Annotated in this window: 21 protein-coding genes; 11 read left to right on the top strand and 10 right to left on the bottom strand. The window is 37.8% G+C overall.

Features of this window, described 5'->3' with window-relative positions; all coding sequences use genetic code 11:
- Positions 1–127: 127 nt before the first annotated feature.
- The gene (locus tag M1D66_RS21170) at positions 128–1429 is read right to left on the bottom strand and encodes an alpha-amylase family glycosyl hydrolase (protein WP_242554765.1); all 1302 of its coding nucleotides are present in this window, start codon (positions 1427–1429) and stop codon (positions 128–130) included.
- A 212-nt stretch (positions 1430–1641) separates the two neighbouring features.
- Here M1D66_RS21170 and M1D66_RS21175 point away from each other — a divergent pair, with 212 nt between their 5' ends.
- Complete coding sequence (locus M1D66_RS21175) at positions 1642–2874, top strand: ammonium transporter (protein ID WP_086385469.1); 1233 nt, start codon at positions 1642–1644, stop codon at positions 2872–2874.
- Positions 2875–3141: 267 nt separating this feature from the next.
- Here the strand turns inward: M1D66_RS21175 and katB are convergent, their stop codons facing one another.
- The 3 genes from katB to asnB all read right to left on the bottom strand — a co-directional run bounded on the left by katB (position 3142) and on the right by asnB (position 7661).
- Positions 3142–4608: a catalase KatB gene (katB, locus tag M1D66_RS21180; protein WP_086385468.1), complete on the bottom strand. Its 1467-nt coding sequence runs from the start codon at positions 4606–4608 to the stop codon at positions 3142–3144.
- A gap of 59 nt (positions 4609–4667) precedes the next feature.
- On the bottom strand, positions 4668–5627 hold the full coding sequence (gene hemH, locus M1D66_RS21185) for a ferrochelatase (protein ID WP_000162629.1): 960 nt from the start codon (positions 5625–5627) through the stop codon (positions 4668–4670).
- 186 nt (positions 5628–5813) lie between these two features.
- Positions 5814–7661, bottom strand: a complete 1848-nt coding sequence (gene asnB / locus M1D66_RS21190) for an asparagine synthase (glutamine-hydrolyzing) (RefSeq protein WP_016122095.1) — start codon at positions 7659–7661, stop codon at positions 5814–5816.
- Positions 7662–7900: 239 nt separating this feature from the next.
- On the opposite strand from asnB, the gene M1D66_RS21195 reads away from it, so the two are divergent.
- On the top strand, positions 7901–8455 hold the full coding sequence (locus tag M1D66_RS21195; protein ID WP_000616046.1) for a DUF2777 domain-containing protein: 555 nt from the start codon (positions 7901–7903) through the stop codon (positions 8453–8455).
- Positions 8456–8585: 130 nt separating this feature from the next.
- Here M1D66_RS21195 and M1D66_RS21200 read toward each other — a convergent pair whose 3' ends face one another.
- Positions 8586–8951 carry a YisL family protein gene (locus tag M1D66_RS21200; protein ID WP_000233494.1) on the bottom strand — a complete coding sequence of 122 codons (366 nt, stop codon included), beginning with the start codon at positions 8949–8951 and terminating at the stop codon, positions 8586–8588.
- 150 nt (positions 8952–9101) lie between these two features.
- Here M1D66_RS21200 and rocD point away from each other — a divergent pair, with 150 nt between their 5' ends.
- Both rocD and M1D66_RS21210 read left to right on the top strand, forming a co-directional pair.
- Positions 9102–10292: an ornithine aminotransferase gene (rocD, locus tag M1D66_RS21205; protein ID WP_000616658.1), complete on the top strand. Its 1191-nt coding sequence runs from the start codon at positions 9102–9104 to the stop codon at positions 10290–10292.
- A 110-nt stretch (positions 10293–10402) separates the two neighbouring features.
- On the top strand, positions 10403–10684 hold the full coding sequence (locus M1D66_RS21210; protein ID WP_000926857.1) for a hypothetical protein: 282 nt from the start codon (positions 10403–10405) through the stop codon (positions 10682–10684).
- A gap of 35 nt (positions 10685–10719) precedes the next feature.
- Here the strand turns inward: M1D66_RS21210 and M1D66_RS21215 are convergent, their stop codons facing one another.
- Entirely contained in the window at positions 10720–11619 is a 900-nt protein-coding gene (locus tag M1D66_RS21215; protein WP_001213071.1) for a fumarylacetoacetate hydrolase family protein, read from the bottom strand.
- A gap of 247 nt (positions 11620–11866) precedes the next feature.
- On the opposite strand from M1D66_RS21215, the gene M1D66_RS21220 reads away from it, so the two are divergent.
- From M1D66_RS21220 to gerPF, 7 genes are all read left to right on the top strand, one after another.
- The gene (locus M1D66_RS21220; RefSeq protein WP_242554766.1) at positions 11867–12046 is read left to right on the top strand and encodes an aspartyl-phosphate phosphatase Spo0E family protein; all 180 of its coding nucleotides are present in this window, start codon (positions 11867–11869) and stop codon (positions 12044–12046) included.
- Between the two features lie 96 nt (positions 12047–12142).
- A complete protein-coding gene (gene gerPA, locus M1D66_RS21225; protein WP_001111187.1) occupies positions 12143–12364 on the top strand; it encodes a spore germination protein GerPA in 222 nt (73 codons plus the stop codon).
- Between the two features lie 14 nt (positions 12365–12378).
- Positions 12379–12585 carry a spore germination protein GerPB gene (gene gerPB / locus M1D66_RS21230; protein ID WP_001012508.1) on the top strand — a complete coding sequence of 69 codons (207 nt, stop codon included), beginning with the start codon at positions 12379–12381 and terminating at the stop codon, positions 12583–12585.
- 67 nt (positions 12586–12652) lie between these two features.
- Complete coding sequence (gene gerPC, locus M1D66_RS21235; protein WP_242554767.1) at positions 12653–13267, top strand: spore germination protein GerPC; 615 nt, start codon at positions 12653–12655, stop codon at positions 13265–13267.
- A gap of 6 nt (positions 13268–13273) precedes the next feature.
- A complete protein-coding gene (gerPD, locus tag M1D66_RS21240) occupies positions 13274–13468 on the top strand; it encodes a spore germination protein GerPD (protein WP_001052807.1) in 195 nt (64 codons plus the stop codon).
- 15 nt (positions 13469–13483) lie between these two features.
- Positions 13484–13870, top strand: a complete 387-nt coding sequence (locus M1D66_RS21245) for a spore germination protein GerPE (RefSeq protein WP_000902331.1) — start codon at positions 13484–13486, stop codon at positions 13868–13870.
- A gap of 42 nt (positions 13871–13912) precedes the next feature.
- Entirely contained in the window at positions 13913–14128 is a 216-nt protein-coding gene (gerPF, locus tag M1D66_RS21250; protein ID WP_001141566.1) for a spore germination protein GerPF, read from the top strand.
- A gap of 137 nt (positions 14129–14265) precedes the next feature.
- On the opposite strand, the gene M1D66_RS21255 is transcribed toward gerPF, so the two are convergent.
- From M1D66_RS21255 to lepB, 4 genes are all read right to left on the bottom strand, one after another.
- Positions 14266–14553 (bottom strand): RNA polymerase alpha subunit C-terminal domain-containing protein, encoded by a 288-nt coding sequence (locus M1D66_RS21255; RefSeq protein WP_000255728.1) that lies wholly within the window; start codon positions 14551–14553, stop codon positions 14266–14268.
- A 12-nt stretch (positions 14554–14565) separates the two neighbouring features.
- Positions 14566–18291: a helicase-exonuclease AddAB subunit AddA gene (gene addA / locus M1D66_RS21260; RefSeq protein WP_242554768.1), complete on the bottom strand. Its 3726-nt coding sequence runs from the start codon at positions 18289–18291 to the stop codon at positions 14566–14568.
- Entirely contained in the window at positions 18288–21803 is a 3516-nt protein-coding gene (addB, locus tag M1D66_RS21265; RefSeq protein ID WP_098212804.1) for a helicase-exonuclease AddAB subunit AddB, read from the bottom strand. The genes addA and addB overlap by 4 nt, the downstream gene beginning before the upstream one ends.
- A gap of 116 nt (positions 21804–21919) precedes the next feature.
- A complete protein-coding gene (gene lepB, locus M1D66_RS21270) occupies positions 21920–22483 on the bottom strand; it encodes a signal peptidase I (protein ID WP_023521412.1) in 564 nt (187 codons plus the stop codon).
- Positions 22484–22500: the final 17 nt, after the last annotated feature.

Below are 22500 nucleotides of genomic sequence, written 5' to 3' on the forward strand. Positions count from 1 at the left end.
GGTCTTTCTCTATCCGTATGGACACAAAAACAGGCTAGGAAGAAGACTTTCTCCCTAACCTGGCCCCACCGAACAAACTTACAAATCCAATAAGAAGACATGAACATAGAGTGAGTAACTTCTCATCTCATCTACGTTTCCTTTTAACTGCAATTAGAAACGCAATAAATAATACATTCACACCAACGATTAAGGAGATAAATAACCAATTCACACCTGTTTCTCCGTTAACTTTATACACGTTTGATTCTTCACGCTTTAAAACGAGATAAAATTTTCCGTTTTCCTCTCTTATAATTTCATCCTGCAACAATCCTCTTAACTCTTGTTTTTCACCAATTTCACTTGCAGGTAAGGAGACTTTTTGTGTTTCTTTCGTATTATTAATTGCTACTAAAGTTACTTCATCTTTATATTTTCGTTTTAGTATACTCATCCCGCTCTTATCATACAGAAGCTCAAACGTACCGCGTCGTAAAGACGGTCTCGCCTGCCTAAGTTCACCTAGTTTTGTTATGTGTTGCATAAACTTTTCGTCTGACTTAAAATCCATTAATCGTCTATTATCGGGTACACTTCCTCCATCTAATGCAATTTCAGTTCCGTAATAAAAATTCGGAATCCCAGGTGATGTTAACAAATAAGTAAGCGCCAACTTTAAACGTGATGGCGGATAATACATATTTTCTTTTGCAATACGCGCATATCTTTTTGTTTCTTGATCATCTAAAAACGTAACAAAGTCCCCTTCTTTTTTACTCACATCGTATAACGATTTCACCGATACATCCGCTTCGGAAAACGATTCTACTATTTTTTCGTTGTATTCGCTATCCTCCTTTGTCATAATACGAAAATCTTTCTTTATCACTTGCATATCTTTTTGCGCGTTATCCCAAAAGGAACGCGGCTTTTTTTCACTATGTATAACATAACTTCCGTCTAAATCAACTTCTTTTATCCACCATTTCATTGCGTCAATTACCTGTCGTTCGTTTTCTCCAAGCGGAATTTGAAATACAACTTTCATTCCTTTTGCATGAGCTTCTTTTACAAGTTCTTTCACATCATTGTCTGTCCCGAAATGTTCATTTACCTTTTTTAAATTTCGCACGTCTAATCCATCGTACTTTCCACTTTCAAAAAGCGGCGAAAGCATAACGGTAGTAAAACCCATTTCTTTTATGTAATCCAACCTTTTTATAATTCCTCTTATATCCCCGCCTTGATACCCTTCTAAATTACCAACTTCTAATTGTTTGTCATTTTTCGGTTCTCCATTATTGAAGCGATCAATCATAATGGAGTATATAACTTCATCTTTCCACTCTCTTTTTTCGTCTGCAAAAGTATGTATTGGTACAAACAAAACAAAAGCTAAGCAAAAACAAATGAATAGTTTCCTAGTCCGTATTTTTCCCACACGCATCCCCCAAGTTTTTAATTGTAAGAATATTATACCAATTATTCAAGAGAAACGCATATGTCGATTTCAATCCTCACAAAATAATCTATGTTACATTTTCTAACATCATGTATATAATTTTCTGAATTTTTAGTTGATTTTTAGTTTAATTTCGAATATGATATGAAACATAACAAAATGATGTTATTTTTTCTAACATTATAGGAGGAGAGATCATGGATATGGGAGATACAGTTTTTATGTTTGTAACGACAGTAATGGTCATGTTAATGACACCAGGATTGGCACTTTTTTATGGAGGTATGGTTCGCAGCAAAAATGTACTCAGCACAACGATGCATAGTTATAGCGCAATGGCTATCGTTTCGATTCAATGGATTGTTATCGGCTATTCTTTATCATTCGGACCAGATTGGCACGGGATTATCGGTACACTTGATTGGTTCGGGCTAAACGGAGTTACCTACGCACCAAATCCAGACTACTCATCTACTATTCCTCACAATTTATTCATGATGTTTCAACTCATGTTCGCCATTTTAACTCCAGCTTTAATTTCAGGTGCATTTGCTGAAAGAATGCGATTTTCTGCCTTTCTTATTTTTATCCTTCTATGGACAACGATCGTTTACAATCCTGTCGCTCATTGGGTATGGGGCGTCGGCGGTTGGCTAAGGGAACTTGGGGCACTAGACTTTGCTGGCGGAAACGTCGTTCACATCACTTCCGGAGTCGCTGGTCTTGTATTAGCTATTTTCCTCGGAAAACGAAAAAACATAAATGGTTCTTCTCCTCACCATTTGCCATTTACAATGTTAGGCGCAGGATTATTATGGTTTGGCTGGTTCGGTTTTAACGTCGGAAGCGCATTATCTTTAAATGATGTAGCTTTAACTGCATTTATTAATACAAATATAGCTGCTGCTGCCTCAGCATTAACTTGGATGCTTTCAGAGTGGTTCTTCCAATCAAAACCGACTGCGATGGGAGCTGCTTGTGGCGCCGTTTCCGGTCTAGTCGCTATTACACCAGCTTGCGGGTTCGTTACACCTTTCTCAGCTCTTCTTATCGGAGCAATTGGCGGCGTATTATGCTTCGGAGCGGTCTTTTTCTTAAAAACAAAATTCGGATACGACGATACACTCGATGCATTCGGATGTCACGGCATCGGTGGAACTTGGGGCGGTATTGCGACAGGATTATTTGCAACTACTGCCGTAAACGGCGATGGCGCTAACGGATTATTTTACGGAAACGCCTCGCTGCTGTTGAAACAACTTGTAGCGATCGGCGCAACATATGCGTTCACAATTATAATGACGTATGCCATTATTAAAGCAATCAACTTCTTCCTCCCTGTCCGGGTAGATGAGCACGAGGAACATATGGGACTTGATATTTCGATGCATGGGGAGAAAGCTTATGAGTATACTGAGCGAGTGAACTAAAAAAGAGATGCAATCTATCGATGATAGATTGCATCTCTTTTTTGCGCACCGGGTAACATACCCCACCTAGTATAACTGGAAATATATTAACGGTTTTTTGGATATATCAACGATTTTTCAAATATATCGATTGTTTCTTTCAATATATCAACGTTTCGACACAAGATATTGATTTACCAACAAATTCCGACATAACGAAACTGAAGAATACCCGCGTGTAACTTTACACATAAAAAAGACGACCGAAACCCAGTCGTCTTTTCCTATTTATTTCGGAGCATTTCCTACATATTGCGTAATATCAACATTTAATGCCTGCGCTAAACGCATACCGTATTCTTGATCTGCACGGAAGAAGTTACAAACAGCTAATAATTTTGTGCGTTCATTTACGTCTTTCAAGTCATTTGTTAAGTTTGCAATTAAGTTATCTTGCTCTTCTTTAGAGAATGAACGGTAACGCTCACCTGCTTGTTTAAAGTCATTTGGTTTCTCAATTTTTTCACGAGATACATAGCCTTCTACTTTCATAGTTGAATCGCGGTAAGCTGGGTCTTCAACTGGATTTTCAGCATGACGGCTCGGTTCGTAGTTGATTGTAGATGGGTTTTGATTTACTTGCATCGCACCATCACGTTGTTGATTATGAACAGCTGCGTATGGGCAGTTTACAGGAATTTGTAAGTAATTTGCACCAAGACGATAACGTTGTGTATCTGGGTAAGAGAATAAACGACCTTGTAATAATTTATCTTCCGATGGCTCAATACCATTTACAGTTGCACTTGGAGAGAACGCTACTTGTTCTACTTCTGCAAAGAAGTTTTTCGGATTACGATTTAACGTCATTGTCCCTACTTCCATTAATGGGAAGCGATCTTCTGGCCACACTTTCGTTGGATCTAGTGGATCAAAGTCTAAAGAGTCCATTTCATCTAATTGCATAACTTGTACGTGTAAATCCCATTTTGGGTAATTTCCTTTTTCGATTGCATCGAACAAGTCACGAGTTGCATGATTGAAGTCTTTCCCTTGTACTTCTTGCACTTCTTTCGCATTTAGGTTACGTACACCTTGCTGTGGTTTCCAGTGGTATTTTATATAAACAATTTTACCTTCTTCATTAATCCATTTAAATGAATGGACGCCGAAACCCTCCATTTCACGATAGCTTGCTGGTGTACCGTAATCAGAAAATACCCATGTCATCATATGTGTAGATTCTGGACTTAACGTCATGAAATCCCAATAACGATCTGGCGTTTGAATATTCGTATCAGGTGCTGGTTTTAAGGAATGTACCATATCTGGGAATTTAATTGCATCACGAATGAAGAAAACTGGTAAATGATTACCTACGATATCGTAGTTTCCTTCTTCTGTATAAAATTTAACAGCGAACCCACGTGGGTCACGTGCTGTTTCAGGAGAACCTTGACCATGAATAACCGTTGAAAAACGAACAAATACAGGCGTTTCAGTTCCTTCATTTTGTAAAAATGCCGCTTTCGTATATTGCTTCATACTATTTTTCGTTACGAATACACCGTGAGCACCTGCACCACGTGCATGCACAACGCGCTCTGGAATACGTTCACGATCAAAGTGTGCAAGTTTTTCTACTAAATGATAGTCTTCTAATAATACTGGTCCACGACGACCAGCTGTACGAGAATTTTGGTTGTCTCCAACTGGAGCACCTTGGTTTGTTGTTAAGCGATTATTTGGATTCATCTAAGGGGATCCTCCTCTTTCTTTCATAGTAATTATTATTTATTTAAAATTATTATAAATTAATTATTATTCAAAACTAAATCTTTGTCAACTATTTCCTTCACTTTTTTGGAAACAATTTCAGCCAAACAGTCGATAAATGCAGATTGTGCATTCGGCATATTTGGTCTAAAATATTTGGCATTTAATTCATCAGTTACAACTTTACATTCATAATCGTTGTCATATAAAACTTCTAAATGCTCCGCTACAAAACCAACTGGGCAATATATGAAAGATTCGTACCCATGCTCTTCATATAAATCTTTCGTTAAATCTTGCACATCTGGACCAATCCACGGATCTGGAGTATTCCCAGCACTTTGCCAACCGATTGTATAGTTTTGAATATTTGCAGCTTCTGCAATTAAATCTGCCGTATGCTTTAGTTGTTCTACATAAGGGTCTCCTGCTGCAATAATTTTTTCTGGCAAACTATGCGCTGAAAAAATTACGACTGCTTTCTCTTTATTTATAATATTAGTAAACGTCTCTTTTATTTGGTCTGCCCAATACGAAATAAACTTCGGTTCATCGTACCATTGTTCAATTGGTTCAATAACAGGACCACCGATTTCTTTTGAAAGACGAATAGCACGGTCATTATACGCTTTAATGCTAAATGTAGAATAGTGCGGTGCTAATACGATACTAATCGCTTGCTCGATCCCATCACGCTTCATTTCTTCTACCGCATCTTCTATAAATGGTGCAATATGTTTTAAACCTAAGTAACAAGTAAATTGATACTCTGTAAATATGTTATTCATTGAATCTGTTAATTTATGCGCCTGTTCTTTCGTAATTTTTGCAAGCGGCGAAATTCCACCAATCGCTTTATAGCGCCCAATTAAATCTTCAAGCGCTTCTTCTGATGGCGTACGCCCGTGACGGATATGTGTATAATATGCCTCTACATCGTCTAATGATTCTGGTGTTCCATACGCCATTACGAGTAAACCTATTTTTTTCTTTGTCATCTATATAACACCTCAATTTTATAAATGAGAATCTTTTTCAGAACGTTTGTTTCCAATTATAACAAGTAATAATAAGTACGTCAAAATAATAATTCTAATTAAGTATTATTTATAAGGTGATTTTGAATTTTATATGACAATTTCTTTAATAAAAAGCGACTTACATAATTGTAAGCCGCTTTTCCCTTATTCCTTAATATTTACCCCATATTCTTTAAACCAAACATGAATTTGTGCTAAATGAGCTAAAAGCTGTGGCCCAGTCATCAATTGACCAAACCATGGTGTTTGAAATGCACTGCCGCCAGACTGAATTAATCCGCTCAACTGCTCTTTATCAAACAGTTCGTGTAAAATTGAACCTTTATCCGTTAATAGATTTTGAAGCCATACTGTTACTGCTTTTGTATAGTGCGGATTGTGCGTTTTCGGATAAGGACTCTTCTTTCTATATAAGATGTCATGTGGAAGTACACCTTCTAACGCTTTACGTAATAGACCTTTTTCGCGGTTTTTATACATTTTCATTTCCCAAGGAATATTCCACGCATATTCGACAAGACGATGATCTGCAAATGGAACACGTACTTCTAAGCTCGCTCCCATACTCATGCGGTCTTTTCTGTCTAATAATGTTGTCATAAACCATACCATATTTAAATAAAATAATTGGCGTCTTTTTGCTTCTAGCGGACTTTCCCCCTCTAAAATAGGAACTTCTTGAATCGACTCTTCATAGCGCCTTTGTACATATTGTTGTAAATTTAATTTATTTCTCCATTCTTTTTTTAGAAGTTGTTCACGTGCCTCTGTAGAACGCATCCACGGAAATGCACTCGATTGTAAATCATCTTCTCTATAAAACCACGGATATCCACCAAATATTTCATCTGCACATTCTCCAGATAAGCCAACGACAAAATCTTGTTTAATTTCTCGGCAAAACCATAATAATGACGAATCGATATCTGCCATACCAGGCAAATCACGAACGAGTACTGCTTCAGTTAAATACTCTGCTAATTTTTCATTCGAAATGACGCAGCGATGATGGGTTGTTTGAAATGTCTCAGTCATTAAATTAATAAACGGAGCATCTGAATTTGGCTGGAATGCATTCGCTTTAAAGTATTTGTCATTATCTTCGTAATCAATAGAATACGTGTGTAATTGCCCTTTTCCCGATCTCTCATATTCTTTCGCTGCAATAGCTGTAATAGCGCTCGAATCTACACCACCCGATAAAAAAGTACATAGTGGTACATCAGAAACAAGCTGTCTTGTAATCGCATCTTGTAATAAAAAGCGCGTTTTCTCTACTGTTTCTTCAAAAGAGTCTTCATGTTTTTTACTTTCTACATTCCAATATCTCCATATACATAAACCGTTTTTTGAAAATGTCATCGCATGACCTGGACGCAATTCTTTTATACCAGCATAAATACCGTGGCCAGGCGTTCTTGACGGTCCGAGCCCGAATATTTCTGATAATCCTTCTAACGTTACTTCCGCCTTCACATCTGGATGCGACAATATCGCTTTTAACTCCGAACCAAATAGTAAGCGTCCGCTATCATATTTATAAAAAAGTGGCTTTACACCTAATCGATCTCTCGCAATAAATACTTGTTCTTTCTGTTCGTCCCATACTGCAAACGCATATATACCGTTTAAATGATCGACACATTCTTCTTTCCATTCAATATAAGAAGCTAATAATACTTCTGTATCAGAATGACCTTTGAACGTATATCCTCTTCTTAATAATTCCTTTCGAATGTCTTCTGTGTTATAAAGTTCACCGTTATAGCAAATGGCGTAATTCGTTTCATCTTTTAAACAAGTCATCGGCTGTTTACCGCCCTCAGGATCCACAACGATTAACCGCTTATGCCCAAATGCGACATTTCCTTTAATCCAAACTTTATTATCATCCGGCCCCCGTTTCGCTAACGTCTCAGCCATCTTCGTAACGACATCTCTTTCTCCTTCTAATGAGCGTTTATAATCCACCCATCCTGTAATCCCGCACATATAAATCATCCTTCCATCTTATTTCTTTTCTTGAACGTGCAGTAATCCCCACCCTAAGAGTGCGGATCAAAAAAATGAAAAACTTGACGATAACCTACTATCCACATATGGAATAGCATTTTCACTCAGTAAAACGTGTTTTATTGTATGCCCACCTATGTCTATATGTGTCTAGTTATAAAGAATGCACGAACTGTCTATAACAGGAATAACTACTTTTCATAAAGGAGAAATCGTGTATGATACAACGTAAACATATTTTATATAATCAGCCCCGTGCTCATACAGTCGGTAATGTAGAATATATAAACAATGAGTGGGTATTCTTTGATGATGAAAATGATGAAGCGTTTTTATTAGAAGATATTGCCGAAGATGGGTTTGAAATTTTGTATAATAACAATTGGCTACCAGCCCGTTTCTATGAACAAGATGTATTACAAATCGCCAACGAGCAACACCATTTGCAAAATGGTGAAATGATACGTATTCGAAAAAAGTTACTTCTTAGCTATAATGAATGGCTGGAGGAATTACCTGACTCTGTCTTCACATTATTAACCGAATCATTACAATCACTTCACTACTCTTTATATGATTGCATGTATTGTCATAATTATTTATCTTTCTTACCGCAAGAGGAGTCACGCGAAGGAGTAAATATTCTTTTGTTTGATAACGAAGAAATGATCTGTACACTGCAGCACCATTTCGTCCGTCACACTACGTCAAATAAAAATATGTTCCGTTTTACGAAAGTAAATGGAGAAGAGTTGCATATCGATGCGACATAAAGTGAAACTTTAATCAGTGGGGTAGCCCACTGATTATTAGCCTTCACCAATCTGATGTTTACGGGATAAAGTAAAAAACCACCTTATAATCTCCCAAGTCTTTGAGATTATAAGGTGGCTTTATTTTTTATTAGAATACTTTCCAGCCAATCGGTAATTTCAGCCCAAGATAAAATACTGCTACTAGCGCAACAATAAATAAGCCCCAAACCGCCCCTGTTGGTTTGTTTTTGCTCATTTTCACAAGAACCATTTCCATTCCACCGATAACTAAAATACCAGCTAACATTTTTAAGCCATACCACATGTGCATGCTACCTGTTGCTGTCTTCACAATACTCATGTACAACATGAAGCCTGTCACAATAATAATGATATACATTAGGCGAAGCCCCATATGTACACCTTTCCCTTTTCTTCCTGCTGAATAAAGTGAATACGCAACGAAGAATAAAATTAAACCTAACGCCCATGCTGTAATATGCATATGTACCATCGTATCCCTTACCTCCTCTTTTCACACTTTTTCACTCTATATGATAACATGTTCATTTATTTTCAGGAAATGTTTCGCTTTTTTACATTTAAATGCTATAATATTTAGAGTATTTACAAACTTCTTGTAATAACAAAAGGGGGAACAATCATGATTCAAACTAAGGATATTATCGAACTTACAGACACATACGGAGCAAATAACTATCACCCACTTCCAATCGTTATTTCTAAAGCAGAAGGTGTTTGGGTAGAAGATCCTGAAGGAAACCGCTATATGGACTTATTAAGTGCATATTCTGCAGTAAACCAAGGTCATCGTCACCCGAAAATTATTAACGCTTTAATTGACCAAGCTAATCGTGTTACGTTAACTTCTCGTGCTTTCCATAGCGATCAATTAGGTCCTTGGTACGAAAAAGTTGCGAAACTAACTAATAAAGAAATGGTACTTCCAATGAATACAGGTGCTGAAGCTGTTGAAACTGCAATTAAAACAGTTCGTCGCTGGGCTTATGATGTGAAGAAAGTGGAAGCAAACCGTGCTGAAATCATCGTTTGTGAAGATAACTTCCACGGACGTACAATGGGTTCTGTTTCTATGTCTTCAAATGAAGAGTACAAGCGTGGATTCGGTCCAATGCTTCCTGGCATCGTTGTAATTCCTTACGGTGATTTAGAAGCATTAAAAGCCGCAATTACACCAAACACAGCAGCATTCATTTTAGAGCCAATTCAAGGTGAAGCAGGAATTAATATCCCACCAGCTGGTTACTTAAAAGAAGCTTTTGAAGTATGTAAAAAAGAAAACGTTTTATTTGTAGCAGATGAAATCCAAACTGGCTTAGGCCGTACTGGTAAAGTATTTGCTTGTGACTGGGACAATGTAACTCCTGACATGTACATACTTGGTAAAGCACTTGGCGGCGGTGTGTTCCCAATCTCTTGCGTAGCAGCAAACCGCGACATTTTAGGTGTATTTGAGCCAGGTTCTCACGGTTCTACATTCGGTGGTAATCCACTTGCATGTGCTGTTTCTATCGCGGCTCTTGAAGTGTTAGAAGAAGAAAAATTAACAGAGCGTTCTCTTCAATTAGGTGAAAAATTAGTTGGGCAATTAAAAGAGATTGATAACCCAATGATCACTGAAGTTCGTGGTAAAGGTTTATTCATCGGTATCGAATTAAACGAGCCAGCTCGTCCTTACTGTGAACAACTAAAAGCAGCTGGTCTATTATGTAAAGAAACACACGAAAATGTAATTCGTATCGCACCACCTCTAGTAATCTCTGAAGAAGATTTAGAGTGGGCATTCCAAAAAATTAAAGCTGTATTATCGTAATGATAGAGAGGTTGTCCGACATGTTGGGACAACCTCTTTCTTTTTATATTCATTTATATTAAGATAAAATTGTAATTTTCTGTATTTTAAAATCGTAAAGGAGGTGCGACATGCTATTAAGATATGGTAAACATATTAACTATTTAGCTACAGCTTTTATTTTAGTTACATTCTTTGGTTTCCTACTTTCCACAACATGGCTTCATTACTCAACTCCTACTACACTCACACTACTGAAAGCATCATTTTGGACTGCTGTTATTCTTACTATCATTGGTTTTGGACGAGAAAAAAGCGCACTTACGGTTATACTATTTGGCATTTGTACACTTGCATTCATTGGTCTTTACACTTTTGCCGTTATCGATTACCTCTATAACCCAAGGCCATAAAAAAGAGCTATCTTTTAACAAGATAGCTCTTTTCTTTATTTCACTACATTTCGTAAAGTACCAATTCCTTCTACTGTAATGACCACTTCATCACCAGCATGTAAAAACTTCGGTGGTGTAAAACCTTTTCCGACACCAGCCGGCGTTCCTGTTGCGATAATATCGCCTGGTTCTAAAGTCATTCCTTTACTTATCGTTGAAATAATTTCTTCTATTGAAAAAATCATTTTATTTGTGTTAGAAGTTTGCCTTACTTCTCCATTTACTACCGTTTCAATGTGTAATGCATTCGGCGCATTAACCACCGATTTATGAATTAAATACGGTCCCATCGGACAAAATGTATCGAAGCTTTTCCCAAGGAAAAACTGTTTATGTTTTCTTTGAATGTCTCGAGCTGTTACATCATTTATAATCGTATAACCAAAAACATGCTCAAGCGCTTTTTCTTTTTTTATTTGCTTCCCTCGCTTACCAATAATGATAGCTAATTCTCCTTCGTAATCTAGTTCGTCCGTTGCATGAGGGTGACCATTAATTTGCTCATTTATGCCAATAACTGTTGTTGGCGCTTTCGTAAAGATCATTATATTTTCTGGAATAGACTCTACTCCGCCCATTTCTACCGCATGCTCACGATAGTTTTTTCCAACACACAAAATATTCTTTCTTGGCCTTGGAATCGGCGCTAATATTTTCACCTCTGTTAACGGATAATACGCCGCTTCCCCGTTCTCTTTTGCCCAATTTACAATTTCACATACTTTCTCAAAGCATTCAGTCCCTCTTTCAATACACTCTAACATTGTAATAGGGATTGTAACCTTTTCCCCTTTTTGTCTTTGCGCTTCTCTTAAGTGTAATACCTTTTCTTCTTCTTCATCTACAATACCTACAAATACCTTTTCTTCTTTCTTCGCCGTTACAAAACGCAATATTTCCACTCTCCATCCTAAAACTCATACCCTTTAATTGTATTCGCATCCGCAAGAAAAAAACCTTCTCATGCACGCTAATTTTTACAATATTCTTCTCATCCCCTATTCGTTACCCCTTTATCATTTGGCATAAAATGTAGAAATTTTACTTTTTTTAGCGAATGCATTTCTTTTTTATGAAGTTTTTGTATAATATGTACTACATATATACTAAAAATTTCATTTAGAGATGGAGCCGATTTCAATGTTTGAGCAAGCGATTGAAAAAAAACGTGAAAAAATGATTTATTTTGCTGAACGCTATGGAATGACTTCTCAAAAAACAGTGGATTGTAGCCAAGAACTGGACAGGCTCTTAAATGTAATTTGTCATGTACATACGGATTTACACCCTAATCAAACGTTCAACACACACACGCAATAATGCGTGTGTTTCTTTTATTTCAAAAAAATACACATTTTATTGGAAACGCCCATACAATAGTAGAAAAGAAAATTTTAAAAACGAAGGGTGTTTTGTATGCCAGCTATGGTCGGACATATTCGTATCGTCAATATTGGATCAAGTGGTATTTTTCATATTGGAGATGTATTTGCGATTAGGCCTATTAGTTACTCACGTGCTTTCGCCGGGGCCGGCTCTTTCAACGTTGGAGATAATGTTTCTGTCTACAATTATCAAAGTGCAACGACTGTCAACGATTCAGATGTAATCGATCAAGCGATAATTGGCTCAACTTAAAGGAGGCAATTGCATTGAATTTTTATGTAAACCAAAGTATCATCATCAACAGTATTAAAATTGATAGCATTACAACCTCTTCTGTGTTCCAAATTGGTACTGCCGGAAGTATTAAAGCCCTATCTAAATTTTCAAATACGGGCGGATTTACGGAACCGCTTCGCCCATTACAGGCAAAAGGACAAATTATTTCTATCAAACCATCAACTAGTTCTTCTTAAGACATCCTTGTCATAAATATATAGCAGGAATATTTTTACCCTCCCTATTGAAAAGGAGGTTTCACAAATGAATCAAGATATATATACTTACTTACACCAACTTCAACAAGCTCTTCAAACACAACAAGCATCCATCCTGAATTTAGAAGATCAAGTGCGCCAACTCCAAGAAGAGCTTAACGAATTAAAAAATCGCCCCTCCTCTTCTGTAGGAAAAGTGGAATACAAATTCGATCAATTAAAAGTCGAAAATTTAAATGGTACTTTAAATATTGGTTTAAACCCATTTTCAGCAAAAGGACAACAAATTGAAGATTTTCAAGTGGATACAGAAACATTGAAGGTAAACCCTGAAACCGAAACAAACCCAGACTTTTATCAAGGTATCCTCCAAGAAATGCATCGATACTTAGATGAAGAAGCATATAATCGTATTCTCCATTTTGAACAAGAAGAGAGAACACCGCTTGATGAAATGTATCGACAAATGATGGTGGATGACATAAAAAAACAGATGGAGCATCGACTCCCTTATTATTTATCACAAGCGCAATCATATGAAGGTATTTCAACAGATCCAGATTATTTACGAGATATCATTATTCAGGCAATGAAACAAGATATTGACAAAGCCTTTCTCTCCTTTATTCAGCACATACCGGGAAATTTCCGAAAGGAGTAAGTAGGTATGAACCTTAACGTTGTAAACCGTGAATTAAAAGTCGGACAGATTAAAATGAACGGTGTATCGTCGTCCGCACTCTTTTTAATTGGAGATGCAAATCTCCTCATTCTATCTTCTATTCTCGATACACCATTTGAAACAGTTACAGAGGGTCCATTTGTACCATTAGTAACAGATGTCCCTCCTACTCCAGGTTAAGGAGACTGAAAAATTATGTTGCATCATGTGTCTATTGTCCAAAATGTTTCTATTGTTTCGTTAGGGATTGCTGCCGTATTTCAAGTTGGAGATGCCAATCAAATGGAATTAAAAAGTAGAGCTATTGCCGTCCACCGTGAAATTCCTTGTTATATAAGGGGAGAAGGTAGCTTTGATGCTTTTGAAATCTTTACAGATGAACACATTACAATTCCAAAACGAACGACAGATGTAAAATTAAATATTGTAAATGAATGCCCTTTTATTGAAGTGAATAACGTTGAATTGCGGACACTTTTAAATTCTGGTTGCTTTCAAATTGGAAATGTTGATTATGGTTTTAATAACTCTCGTATTATACAAATCCGCCAATATATTACGGATGAACCTTCCGCACAATAATTCATATAGTAATTAAAAAGCTTAGTAAAGTAGGTGGATGGTATGCCTTCGGTTGTAGGAAATCTCGTCGTGCAAAACAGTAACGGCTCTTTCAACTTAGGAGATTTTTATAACGTATCTCCGAAAGAAAACACGAAAGCCTATAACGGATCTGGAGCTTCCAATGTTGGGTTTGTCGTGAATACGTTTAACGGTGTTAGCGCAACGAATACATTTGATTCTGATGTGGCAGATCAAGATCAGATTGGAACAGCGTAAAAAAAGTAGGAGATATTCTCCTACTTTTTTCTTTTATCTAATTCAAAATTATTAAAATGAAATTTTAATAAGCAAGAGCTTTACAGTCCACAAATAGTGGTATAAACAAGTAAGTAGTGAAGAGGCACTATTTCATTTTATTTAAATGATAACCCACTCTCCTCCAAAGCCTTCCTAAGCTTCGGCAAAGACGCAGGTCCCATACCATGCAGTTTTAAAATTTCTTTTTCACTATATTTTGAGAGTTCTTCTACAGTTTGAATTCCACGGTGCTCTAATGCCCTTCTTGCTGGCGCTGAAAGAAGAGAGAGAAAACCTTCTTTTGGTTTTCTCTCTTTCTCACAGACTGGGCAAGTTGGACAATCGCTACTTTTATAGTACTCGTGTCCCTGTTCACAAGTTCTTAACGTTTTTTCCGTTACCATTTTCAAGCCCCTCTATTCTTCAATATTTACAACGTGATTCCCATCAAAGAAGTATAAACATTTCTCTTTTACAGGATGTTGTAAGCTTTTCTCCAATGCTTTTGCATATAACGAAAGCTGCACTTTATATCGATCTTCTAAAATTGGTTTCGCTTGTTCGAATCCGCCTGGGAATTTCCCTTCAATCGTATCTGTTTTAAAGTCGATTAACGTAATGCCATCTTCCTCTTCAATCATGCAGTCGATAACCCCTTGGACAAGAATCATTTCCCCGCTCTTCCCTTGCCAATCTTGATATGCTTCTTCTGCTGCAAGCATCATCGTAAATGGTACTTCACGCTCAACACTTTTCGCCGCTAATACCCTTTTACCTAAGTCACTGTCAAAGAATGAAATTACTTTTTCAATCGCTATTTCTTCCGCCTGCTCGAATGTTAATAATTCCTTATTTACCATTCCAGCAATTTGCTCTTGAAGAACCTCAATCGTAATCGGCTTCTTCAAATCAACATGCTGCATAACGGCATGCACTGCTGTTCCGCGCTCTGCGTACGTTAACCCTTTTTTCTCCATAAATCGCGGGCGTGTTTTAATTGGTGCACGTAGTTTTTTAATAAAGGCGTTATCGCTACCTTCTTCAGATTGATAATTTCTCTTTATTTCTGTAACAGATTGCTTCGCACGATGAGATGTCGCATCCTCATATCCGTACTTCCACATTAATCTGTCGTACACTTCTTCTTTCCGTTCACTTTGCAGGGGAACAGCCTTTTTCTCACGAAGCGCTTCTAACAATTCTTGTTTCTCTTCTTGAACTGGCTCTGGTGCAAGTAGCGTGTTACCGTCCACAACTTCTACTTTCCAGCTAGTGTCATACCCGTAAATTTCATCTGGAATACTTCCTTGTCCTAATTCAAGAAGCATTTCACTATCACGGTGTCTATATAATGAAGGTGCAATCCAGTCTAAATAACAAGACGCTCCGGCACGTATGTGATCTGGTAATAACCATTCACTATGTTCCCTCGCATCAAGCCATTTTTCCATTTCCTTATTTGCATCCTTAACTGTGCCGATTAAAATTAACTTCTCTTTCGCACGCGTCAATGCTACGTATAGTACGCGCATTTCTTCCGCAATTAATTCCATTTTCATTTTACGCTTAATCGCAAGCTGTGATAATGTTGTATATTTAATTCGTTTACGCGGATCGATAAATTGCGAACCGAAACCGAAATCTTTATGCAATAAGAAACGTTTCATTAAGTCTTGTGTATTAAAACGACGACCGAGTCCAGCTACAAATACAACTGGGAACTCTAACCCTTTACTTTTATGAATTGTCATAATGCGAACAACGTCTTCTTGTTCACCGAGAGCCCTCGCCGTACCCATATCATCACCGCGTTCTAAAATACGTTCAATAAAACGTAAGAAGCGGAATAATCCTCTAAATGATGTTGCTTCATATTGTCTTGCGCGGTCATATAGTACGCGTAAGTTTGCCTGCCTTTGCTTTCCAGCTGGTAAACCGCCAACGAAGTCGTAATAACCTGTCTCACCGTACACTTTCCAAATTAAATCAGAAAGTGATTGTTGACGTGCAAATTCACGCCATCCTTGCAGTAAGTTATAAAACCACTCTAATTTATCATGAAGTTCTTGCTCCTCTTCAAGCGGTGCCCCTTTTAAGAATGAGCTCATTACTTCATAAAACGAGCCTTTCTTTCCATGAGCACGAAGCGTTGCAAGTTCTTCATCGCTCAATCCAACGATTGGGGAACGAAGTACAGCGGCAAGCGGAATATCTTGCATCGGATTATCAATAACGCGGAATACATTCATCATAATATTTACTTCCGTCGCTTCAAAATAACCAGTCGCGAGGTCAGCGTATACTGGAATTCCTTGTAATTTTAACTCTTCCATAATTTGCGGGGCCCACGGCATGGAGCGAAGTAAAATAACGAAATCGCGGTATTGCACCGGACGCATACTATCATTTTTACGGTCATACACTTCATAACCGGAATCAACCATCGCTTTAATGCGCTGCGCCATAAGGCGAGCTTCAAGCTGTGCTTTTTCGACTTCTGCACCTTCTTCACCGTCTATTACTTCTTCTTCCGTTTGCTGAATACATAATAATTCTGCTGCTACATCTTCACCTTCTGGATAGGTCGCACCTAGCTTTAGTTCGGCGTCAGCATCGTAGTCAATTTCCCCAACTTCTTCGCCCATAATTTGTTTGAAAATAAAGTTCGTACCTGCTAGTACTTCATGACGACTACGGAAGTTTTTCGCTAAGTCAATCTTCATTCCGCCGCCTAATCCTTCTTGTGTGAAGCGTTTATACTTTCCTAGGAATAATCCTGGTTCTGCTAGTCGGAAACGATAGATCGACTGCTTCACGTCACCTACCATGAACAAGTTTCCTTCACTCTCAGAATCTTTCGTTACGAATTTAATAATTGATTCTTGTACGAAGTTCGTATCTTGATATTCATCGACTAATACTTCAGCAAATTTATTACGATATTGGAGCGCCACTGCTGACGGATTCATTTCACCATTTTCACTTTGTTCACTTAAAATTTGTAAACAGAAATGCTCTAAATCTGTGAAATCGACCATTCCTTTATCTCGCTTCATCGCTTGGAAACGCTCTGTAAATACTTTTACAAGTTGAACAAGCTTTTCTAATACTGGGTGCATATCTTGAAAATCTCGTAAGAAACTTTCAGGTTTGCGGCTAAATAACTCTTCTTGTAATTTCTTCACTTCATCTTTCGCTTTATTACGAAGAGAGTCTACTTGTTTTACAACATCTTCATTGTAATCACTTTTCTTAATACGCTTTAACGTTTGCCACGATACGTTTTGCATCGCTTCATACACACTTGTCCACGATTCACGAGCAGCTGATGATAGCGTTCCAAGTAATGCTACATCTGCTTGCAGGGTTTCAATGCGAGGCGCTGGACCATCAGGAAGCATTGCGAGTTCAGTTGCCTTACGAATATGCTGTTCCGCTGTTTCAAGCTGGAATTTCACGTCTTCTAATAAATAAGAAGCATATACTAAATCTTCAATTGTCTTTCCTTCTACGTCATATGCTTCTACTAATTTATCAAGCCATTTTTCCGGATTTGGATGCGCCCTTGATTCTGTATGAAGCGCTAAAATCATACGTTGCAAGTCATCATCACTACGGTCACTCGTATAACGATCAACAAGTTCAAAGAAGATTGTATTATCTTCGATTCCGTACTCTTCTTCTAATATGTCATCTAGCACTTCTTCTTTTAACAATTCATTTTCTGTTTGATTCGCAATACGGAAACGAGGATCAACATCAAGCATGTAGTAATATCCTCTAATTACTTGTAAACAAAATGAGTGAATTGTTGAAATGGAAGCTTTATTTAATAGGCTCAGCTGCTTTCTTACGTGTTGAGAGCCTGGTTCATCAATTAATACCTTTTCTAACGCTTCCCCGATTCGGTTTTTCATCTCTTGCGCTGCTGCATTCGTAAATGTTACAACGAGCAGGCGGTCGACATCGACTGGATTCTCTTCATTAATAATCTTTTTAATAATACGTTCAACTAATACTGCTGTTTTACCTGATCCAGCTGCAGCCGCAACTAAAATATCACGCCCGTTCGCTACAACAGCTTTCCACTGGTCATCTGTCCATTGACTACCTTCTGGTTTTTTAGGCCAATTTTCTATCATTCTCCGCCAACCTCCTCTCTTATTTTCTCCATCGCTTCGCTATCTTTCATATCTTTTAACGATCGGAACTGATTATCTTCCAGTGACTCATCAAATTGACAAACAGACTTGAAGTTACAGAACGTACATGCTGCTTTATTTCCCATTTTATAAGGAGCAATATCGATAACACCTTCTGTAATATCTTTTCCGATATTTTCAAACGTATGGTGTACATATTTTTGCAGTACGTTAAACTCTTGCTCACTTGCAATACTTGAACGCGCACTAAAGCTACCGTCTTTTTTCAGGCCAGCAGAAATAATATCTGAGCTCCCTGTTGAAAGTTTGTTATCCATTAAACGAACAACGTCAGCATCTCCTAATACGAGTCCTTTCATTTTAAATTTCTTTAAAATTTCTTTTTCAATTTCAGCTTCAGATGCGTCACCTTTCATCTCAACGATTGGGTTATGAATATGGAAATACAATACACCAGCTGGTGATGCTGCGTGGCCTTTTTTCATCCACGTCTGTGCATTCGAAGTAACGACATCTAAATACGTTAACATTTGAAGTGCTAATCCGTAATACACTTCCGTTAAATCTAACGCTTTTGAACTTGATTTATAATCAATAATACGTAAGAACGTCCCGTTTTCATCTTCTGCCTTATCAACACGGTCAATACGGCCGACTACTTCCATCTTCACACCATTTGGTAATGAGAATTCCATCGGCGGAAGTGATCCTGTACCACCCATACCGAACGGCACTTCTAAATCAACTGGTACGAATCCGCTTGACTTCGCATGTTCACGAAGAATGATTGAAGTACGGAAAATGATTTGTTGTAGTTTTTGTTTTAAATAGAAATGACGGTTTGAACTTAATAAGATTTGTCGTTGTAATAACGGTGCGATTTCTTCTATTACTAAAACAGAAAGATGCTCACACTCTTTTATGGATAAATCCGCCCAAGTACGGTTTTCACGCAATAACTTGTCCGCAATTTTCTTTAATGCCGCATGGAATAATTCGCCGATGTCCGGCGCATCAAGCTTAAAAATATCACGCTCTCTAAGCGATAAACCGTGCTGCGCAAAATGAGCGTATGCACAACGGTTAAATAGTTCCATACGAGAGACGCTTCCTTTAATTATATCTCCGTATAAATCTCTACTTACTGCTGTACTTAGTTTCTTCGCACGATTTCGATAGAATAAACTTGATAAGACGCGGCTGCTTTTTTGTTTCCATTCATCTGAAGTTACGTAGAAATTATATACGTCCCACCAAAAGTCTAAATTCCCTTCAAATCCGTATCGCTTCCACGTTTGTAGTTGCTGCATAACGTAAGATAACGTTACTTCTGGCGTTGCTACGTATGCAATTTGTTCTGAACGTGATAAATCGTTTACATCATTCGTAATAAATGAATCTTTCACATTAGGGAACATTCTTTTTATTTTCTTAATAAAGCTAGACGCAAGTAACGTCTTTCCTTCTTCATCTGCAAGCGGGCATGAAATGTATAGCTTCTCAGATGCTCTCGTTACCATTTGATACATAACGAACTGTTCTTCTAACAAAGTTTGTCTCGTCGTTGGCGCTAATTCAATCCCTGCTGCACCAAGAACTTCTCTTTCTTCATCAGAAAGCATACCTTCGTCCATAGGTGCTGCTGGAATAACACCCTCATTTACACCTATAATAAACGTTGCTTTCACGTCAGATAACCTGGAGTGATCAATATTAGCAATTAACACTTGGTCTAATGACGGCGGAATGTTAGCAAATTGAAGCGCCTCAAGACCAGTCGACATAACGTCCGTAAACATAGAAAGAGACATTTTCTCTTCACCAAGCATCTCTACAAACGTATCAAGAAGGCTCATTACTTCTTCCCATACTTGTTCATGATCTGTCGCAAATAAGAAATCTCCACTTTCTTCTGCACGTATACGTAATTCTTCTAGTTTTTTCGGAACATCCAGTTCTTCTAAAAATAAGTAAACTGCTTCACACATTTGCATAACTGTTCCTGCACGCTTTAACCTTTTTTGCATGCGAATAACAGGTGTTCTTACAACGTCACGTAACCTATTTATTTTCTCTTCCATTTCACGTTCACTGTCTGTGATCATCCCGTTCGTATCATCAAGAGAACGATAACGGCGATACATCCATGGATCCTCTGAAGTCCATCTCTTTCCTTGTACACCGTACGCTAAACAGTAATTTTCAAATTCATCCATTTCTTCACGCATCGTTTCTTTTCTTACGTCTAATGGATATAAAAGCTCTGTTTTCACGCAACGGAACACCGCATCATAACGCCAATTCCCACTAATAATCTCGAGTGCAGAACGAATACATTCTACTAATGGGTGGTGTGACATCGGGCGCTTTTCATCGATGAAGTGCGGGATATTATAATCTGTAAATAACGTTCGCATCACATCGTAATAACTTTCCCCATTACGAAGAAGCACTGCAATATCCCGGTAACGATATTTTTCATTCGCAACAAGTTTACGAATTTCACGAGCAACACCTTCTACCTCCGCTCGTAAATTCGCAGCTGTACTAATCGTTACACTCGCTTCACCGTTAAATTTTTCATTCGGACGCGCTTCATAATGCGCTTCTAAATGCGCTAATGCTGGAGAATGAAAACGCGGCTGTTCCATAAGTGGAATTGTTTTTTCAATTTCTATTTTCTCTTCACGCGCTACTTGTTTTATTTTTTCATACGTTAACGTCGTTTCATAAAATAAATCGAGTTCATTTACTGGCTGCGCTAACGTTTTTTCATCTATCGTTAACGTGATCGTAACTCTCGCTCCGCAAATCATAAGCTGTCTTACAATCTCTAACTCTTGCGGGGAGAATGAATGAAATCCATCTATATAAATTTCCGCACCATTTACATATTCAGACTGCGGAAGCTTTTCCACTAGCAATTGCAGGTAGTCTTCTGAATCTAAGTATTTTCCAATTAAAGCACGTTCAAAATCATCGTATAATAGCTGTAAATCATACACTTTATTCGCTAGTAACTTTTGTTCGGCACTGCTACTATGCGCATCTAATTGTTGCCACATTTCATATACGTTAGATGGCGTTACATTGTAACGTTTAAACTCTGCAATCATACTGCCAAGATGTTCAAAGAAACCGTTTTGCTCCGCTGCTTTTTGGAACACCGATAATCCATCTTTACGAGACTCTACAATTTTACGGAGTAACATATGTACACCAGCTTCATCAATATGAAGACGACTCGCTCCGCCAACTTCTTGCAGTACCTTCCACGCTAATCGTGAAAAACTAAAAACTTGTGCCCGAATAGAACCTCTTACATCCTCACTTCCAATTAACGCCTGCTGCGTCTGGAATGTCATCTGTTCTGGCACAAGATATAATATTGTTTTCCCTCTCGGGCGTTGTTTTAACTCTTCTTGCACTTCGCGTAAACAAAGTGTACTTTTTCCACTTCCCGCTCTACCAATCACAAATCGAAGTGACATGTAACCCCACCTTTCACTTACATAACGAACGTTAGTTTGCTACTATAATTGTATTATAGTACACGAAAAAAGACAAACTGAGTTGTTTGTCTTTTCTATACTTCTACTTCATTATATCAACCTTTTGAAAAATTCGTTTGCACCTCTTGAATTGGCCAATATCGCAAATCAACTTTACCGACAACTGTATCAGCTTTTACAAAGCCAAAGTGTCTACTATCCCAGCTCCCGAGCCGGTTATCACCTACTACAAAAATAAACCCGGGTGGCACCAGCTTTTCTTTCGTTAACTCTTCTAATGTAAAGTCGCCTGTTAGTTGCCTTCCATTTATCTCTTTCTTATACTTCTCTAAATAAGGCTCATCAATAAATTGACCATTTATATATAACTTATCCTGCTTATATTCAATATGATCTCCAGGTAAACCGATAATCCGCTTTACATAGTCCTCTTTTTTATTCGCATGAAATACCACAACGTCAAATCTGTTCAAGTCCCCAACTTGATAACTCACCTTATTTACAACTAGCATATTGCCATCTTGCAATGTCGGCATCATTGACTTCCCCTCTACAACATACGTTGAAAAGAAAAACGTTCGAAAAAATACAGCTAATAATACACCAATTAAAATTGTTCGTATCCACTCTATGCCTTCTTTTTTCAAAGTTTTCTTCATCTGCTTCTCCCCTTATC

Source organism: Bacillus sp. PK6-16, assembly GCF_056530295.1.

Bases quoted from the DNA above. Each gene is read 5' to 3' on its own strand.
- M1D66_RS21170 (WP_242554765.1), bottom strand. From the start codon at position 1,429: ATGCGTGTGGGAAAAATACGGACTAGGAAACTATTCATTTGTTTTTGC.
- M1D66_RS21175 (WP_086385469.1), top strand. From the start codon at position 1,642: ATGGATATGGGAGATACAGTTTTTATGTTTGTAACGACAGTAATGGTC.
- katB (WP_086385468.1), bottom strand. From the start codon at position 4,608: ATGAATCCAAATAATCGCTTAACAACAAACCAAGGTGCTCCAGTTGGA.
- hemH (WP_000162629.1), bottom strand. From the start codon at position 5,627: ATGACAAAGAAAAAAATAGGTTTACTCGTAATGGCGTATGGAACACCA.
- asnB (WP_016122095.1), bottom strand. From the start codon at position 7,661: ATGTGCGGGATTACAGGATGGGTGGATTATAAACGCTCATTAGAAGGA.
- M1D66_RS21195 (WP_000616046.1), top strand. From the start codon at position 7,901: ATGATACAACGTAAACATATTTTATATAATCAGCCCCGTGCTCATACA.
- M1D66_RS21200 (WP_000233494.1), bottom strand. From the start codon at position 8,951: ATGGTACATATGCATATTACAGCATGGGCGTTAGGTTTAATTTTATTC.
- rocD (WP_000616658.1), top strand. From the start codon at position 9,102: ATGATTCAAACTAAGGATATTATCGAACTTACAGACACATACGGAGCA.
- M1D66_RS21210 (WP_000926857.1), top strand. From the start codon at position 10,403: ATGCTATTAAGATATGGTAAACATATTAACTATTTAGCTACAGCTTTT.
- M1D66_RS21220 (WP_242554766.1), top strand. From the start codon at position 11,867: ATGTTTGAGCAAGCGATTGAAAAAAAACGTGAAAAAATGATTTATTTT.
- gerPA (WP_001111187.1), top strand. From the start codon at position 12,143: ATGCCAGCTATGGTCGGACATATTCGTATCGTCAATATTGGATCAAGT.
- gerPC (WP_242554767.1), top strand. From the start codon at position 12,653: ATGAATCAAGATATATATACTTACTTACACCAACTTCAACAAGCTCTT.
- gerPD (WP_001052807.1), top strand. From the start codon at position 13,274: ATGAACCTTAACGTTGTAAACCGTGAATTAAAAGTCGGACAGATTAAA.
- M1D66_RS21245 (WP_000902331.1), top strand. From the start codon at position 13,484: ATGTTGCATCATGTGTCTATTGTCCAAAATGTTTCTATTGTTTCGTTA.
- gerPF (WP_001141566.1), top strand. From the start codon at position 13,913: ATGCCTTCGGTTGTAGGAAATCTCGTCGTGCAAAACAGTAACGGCTCT.
- M1D66_RS21255 (WP_000255728.1), bottom strand. From the start codon at position 14,553: ATGGTAACGGAAAAAACGTTAAGAACTTGTGAACAGGGACACGAGTAC.
- addA (WP_242554768.1), bottom strand. From the start codon at position 18,291: ATGATAGAAAATTGGCCTAAAAAACCAGAAGGTAGTCAATGGACAGAT.
- addB (WP_098212804.1), bottom strand. From the start codon at position 21,803: ATGTCACTTCGATTTGTGATTGGTAGAGCGGGAAGTGGAAAAAGTACA.
- lepB (WP_023521412.1), bottom strand. From the start codon at position 22,483: ATGAAGAAAACTTTGAAAAAAGAAGGCATAGAGTGGATACGAACAATT.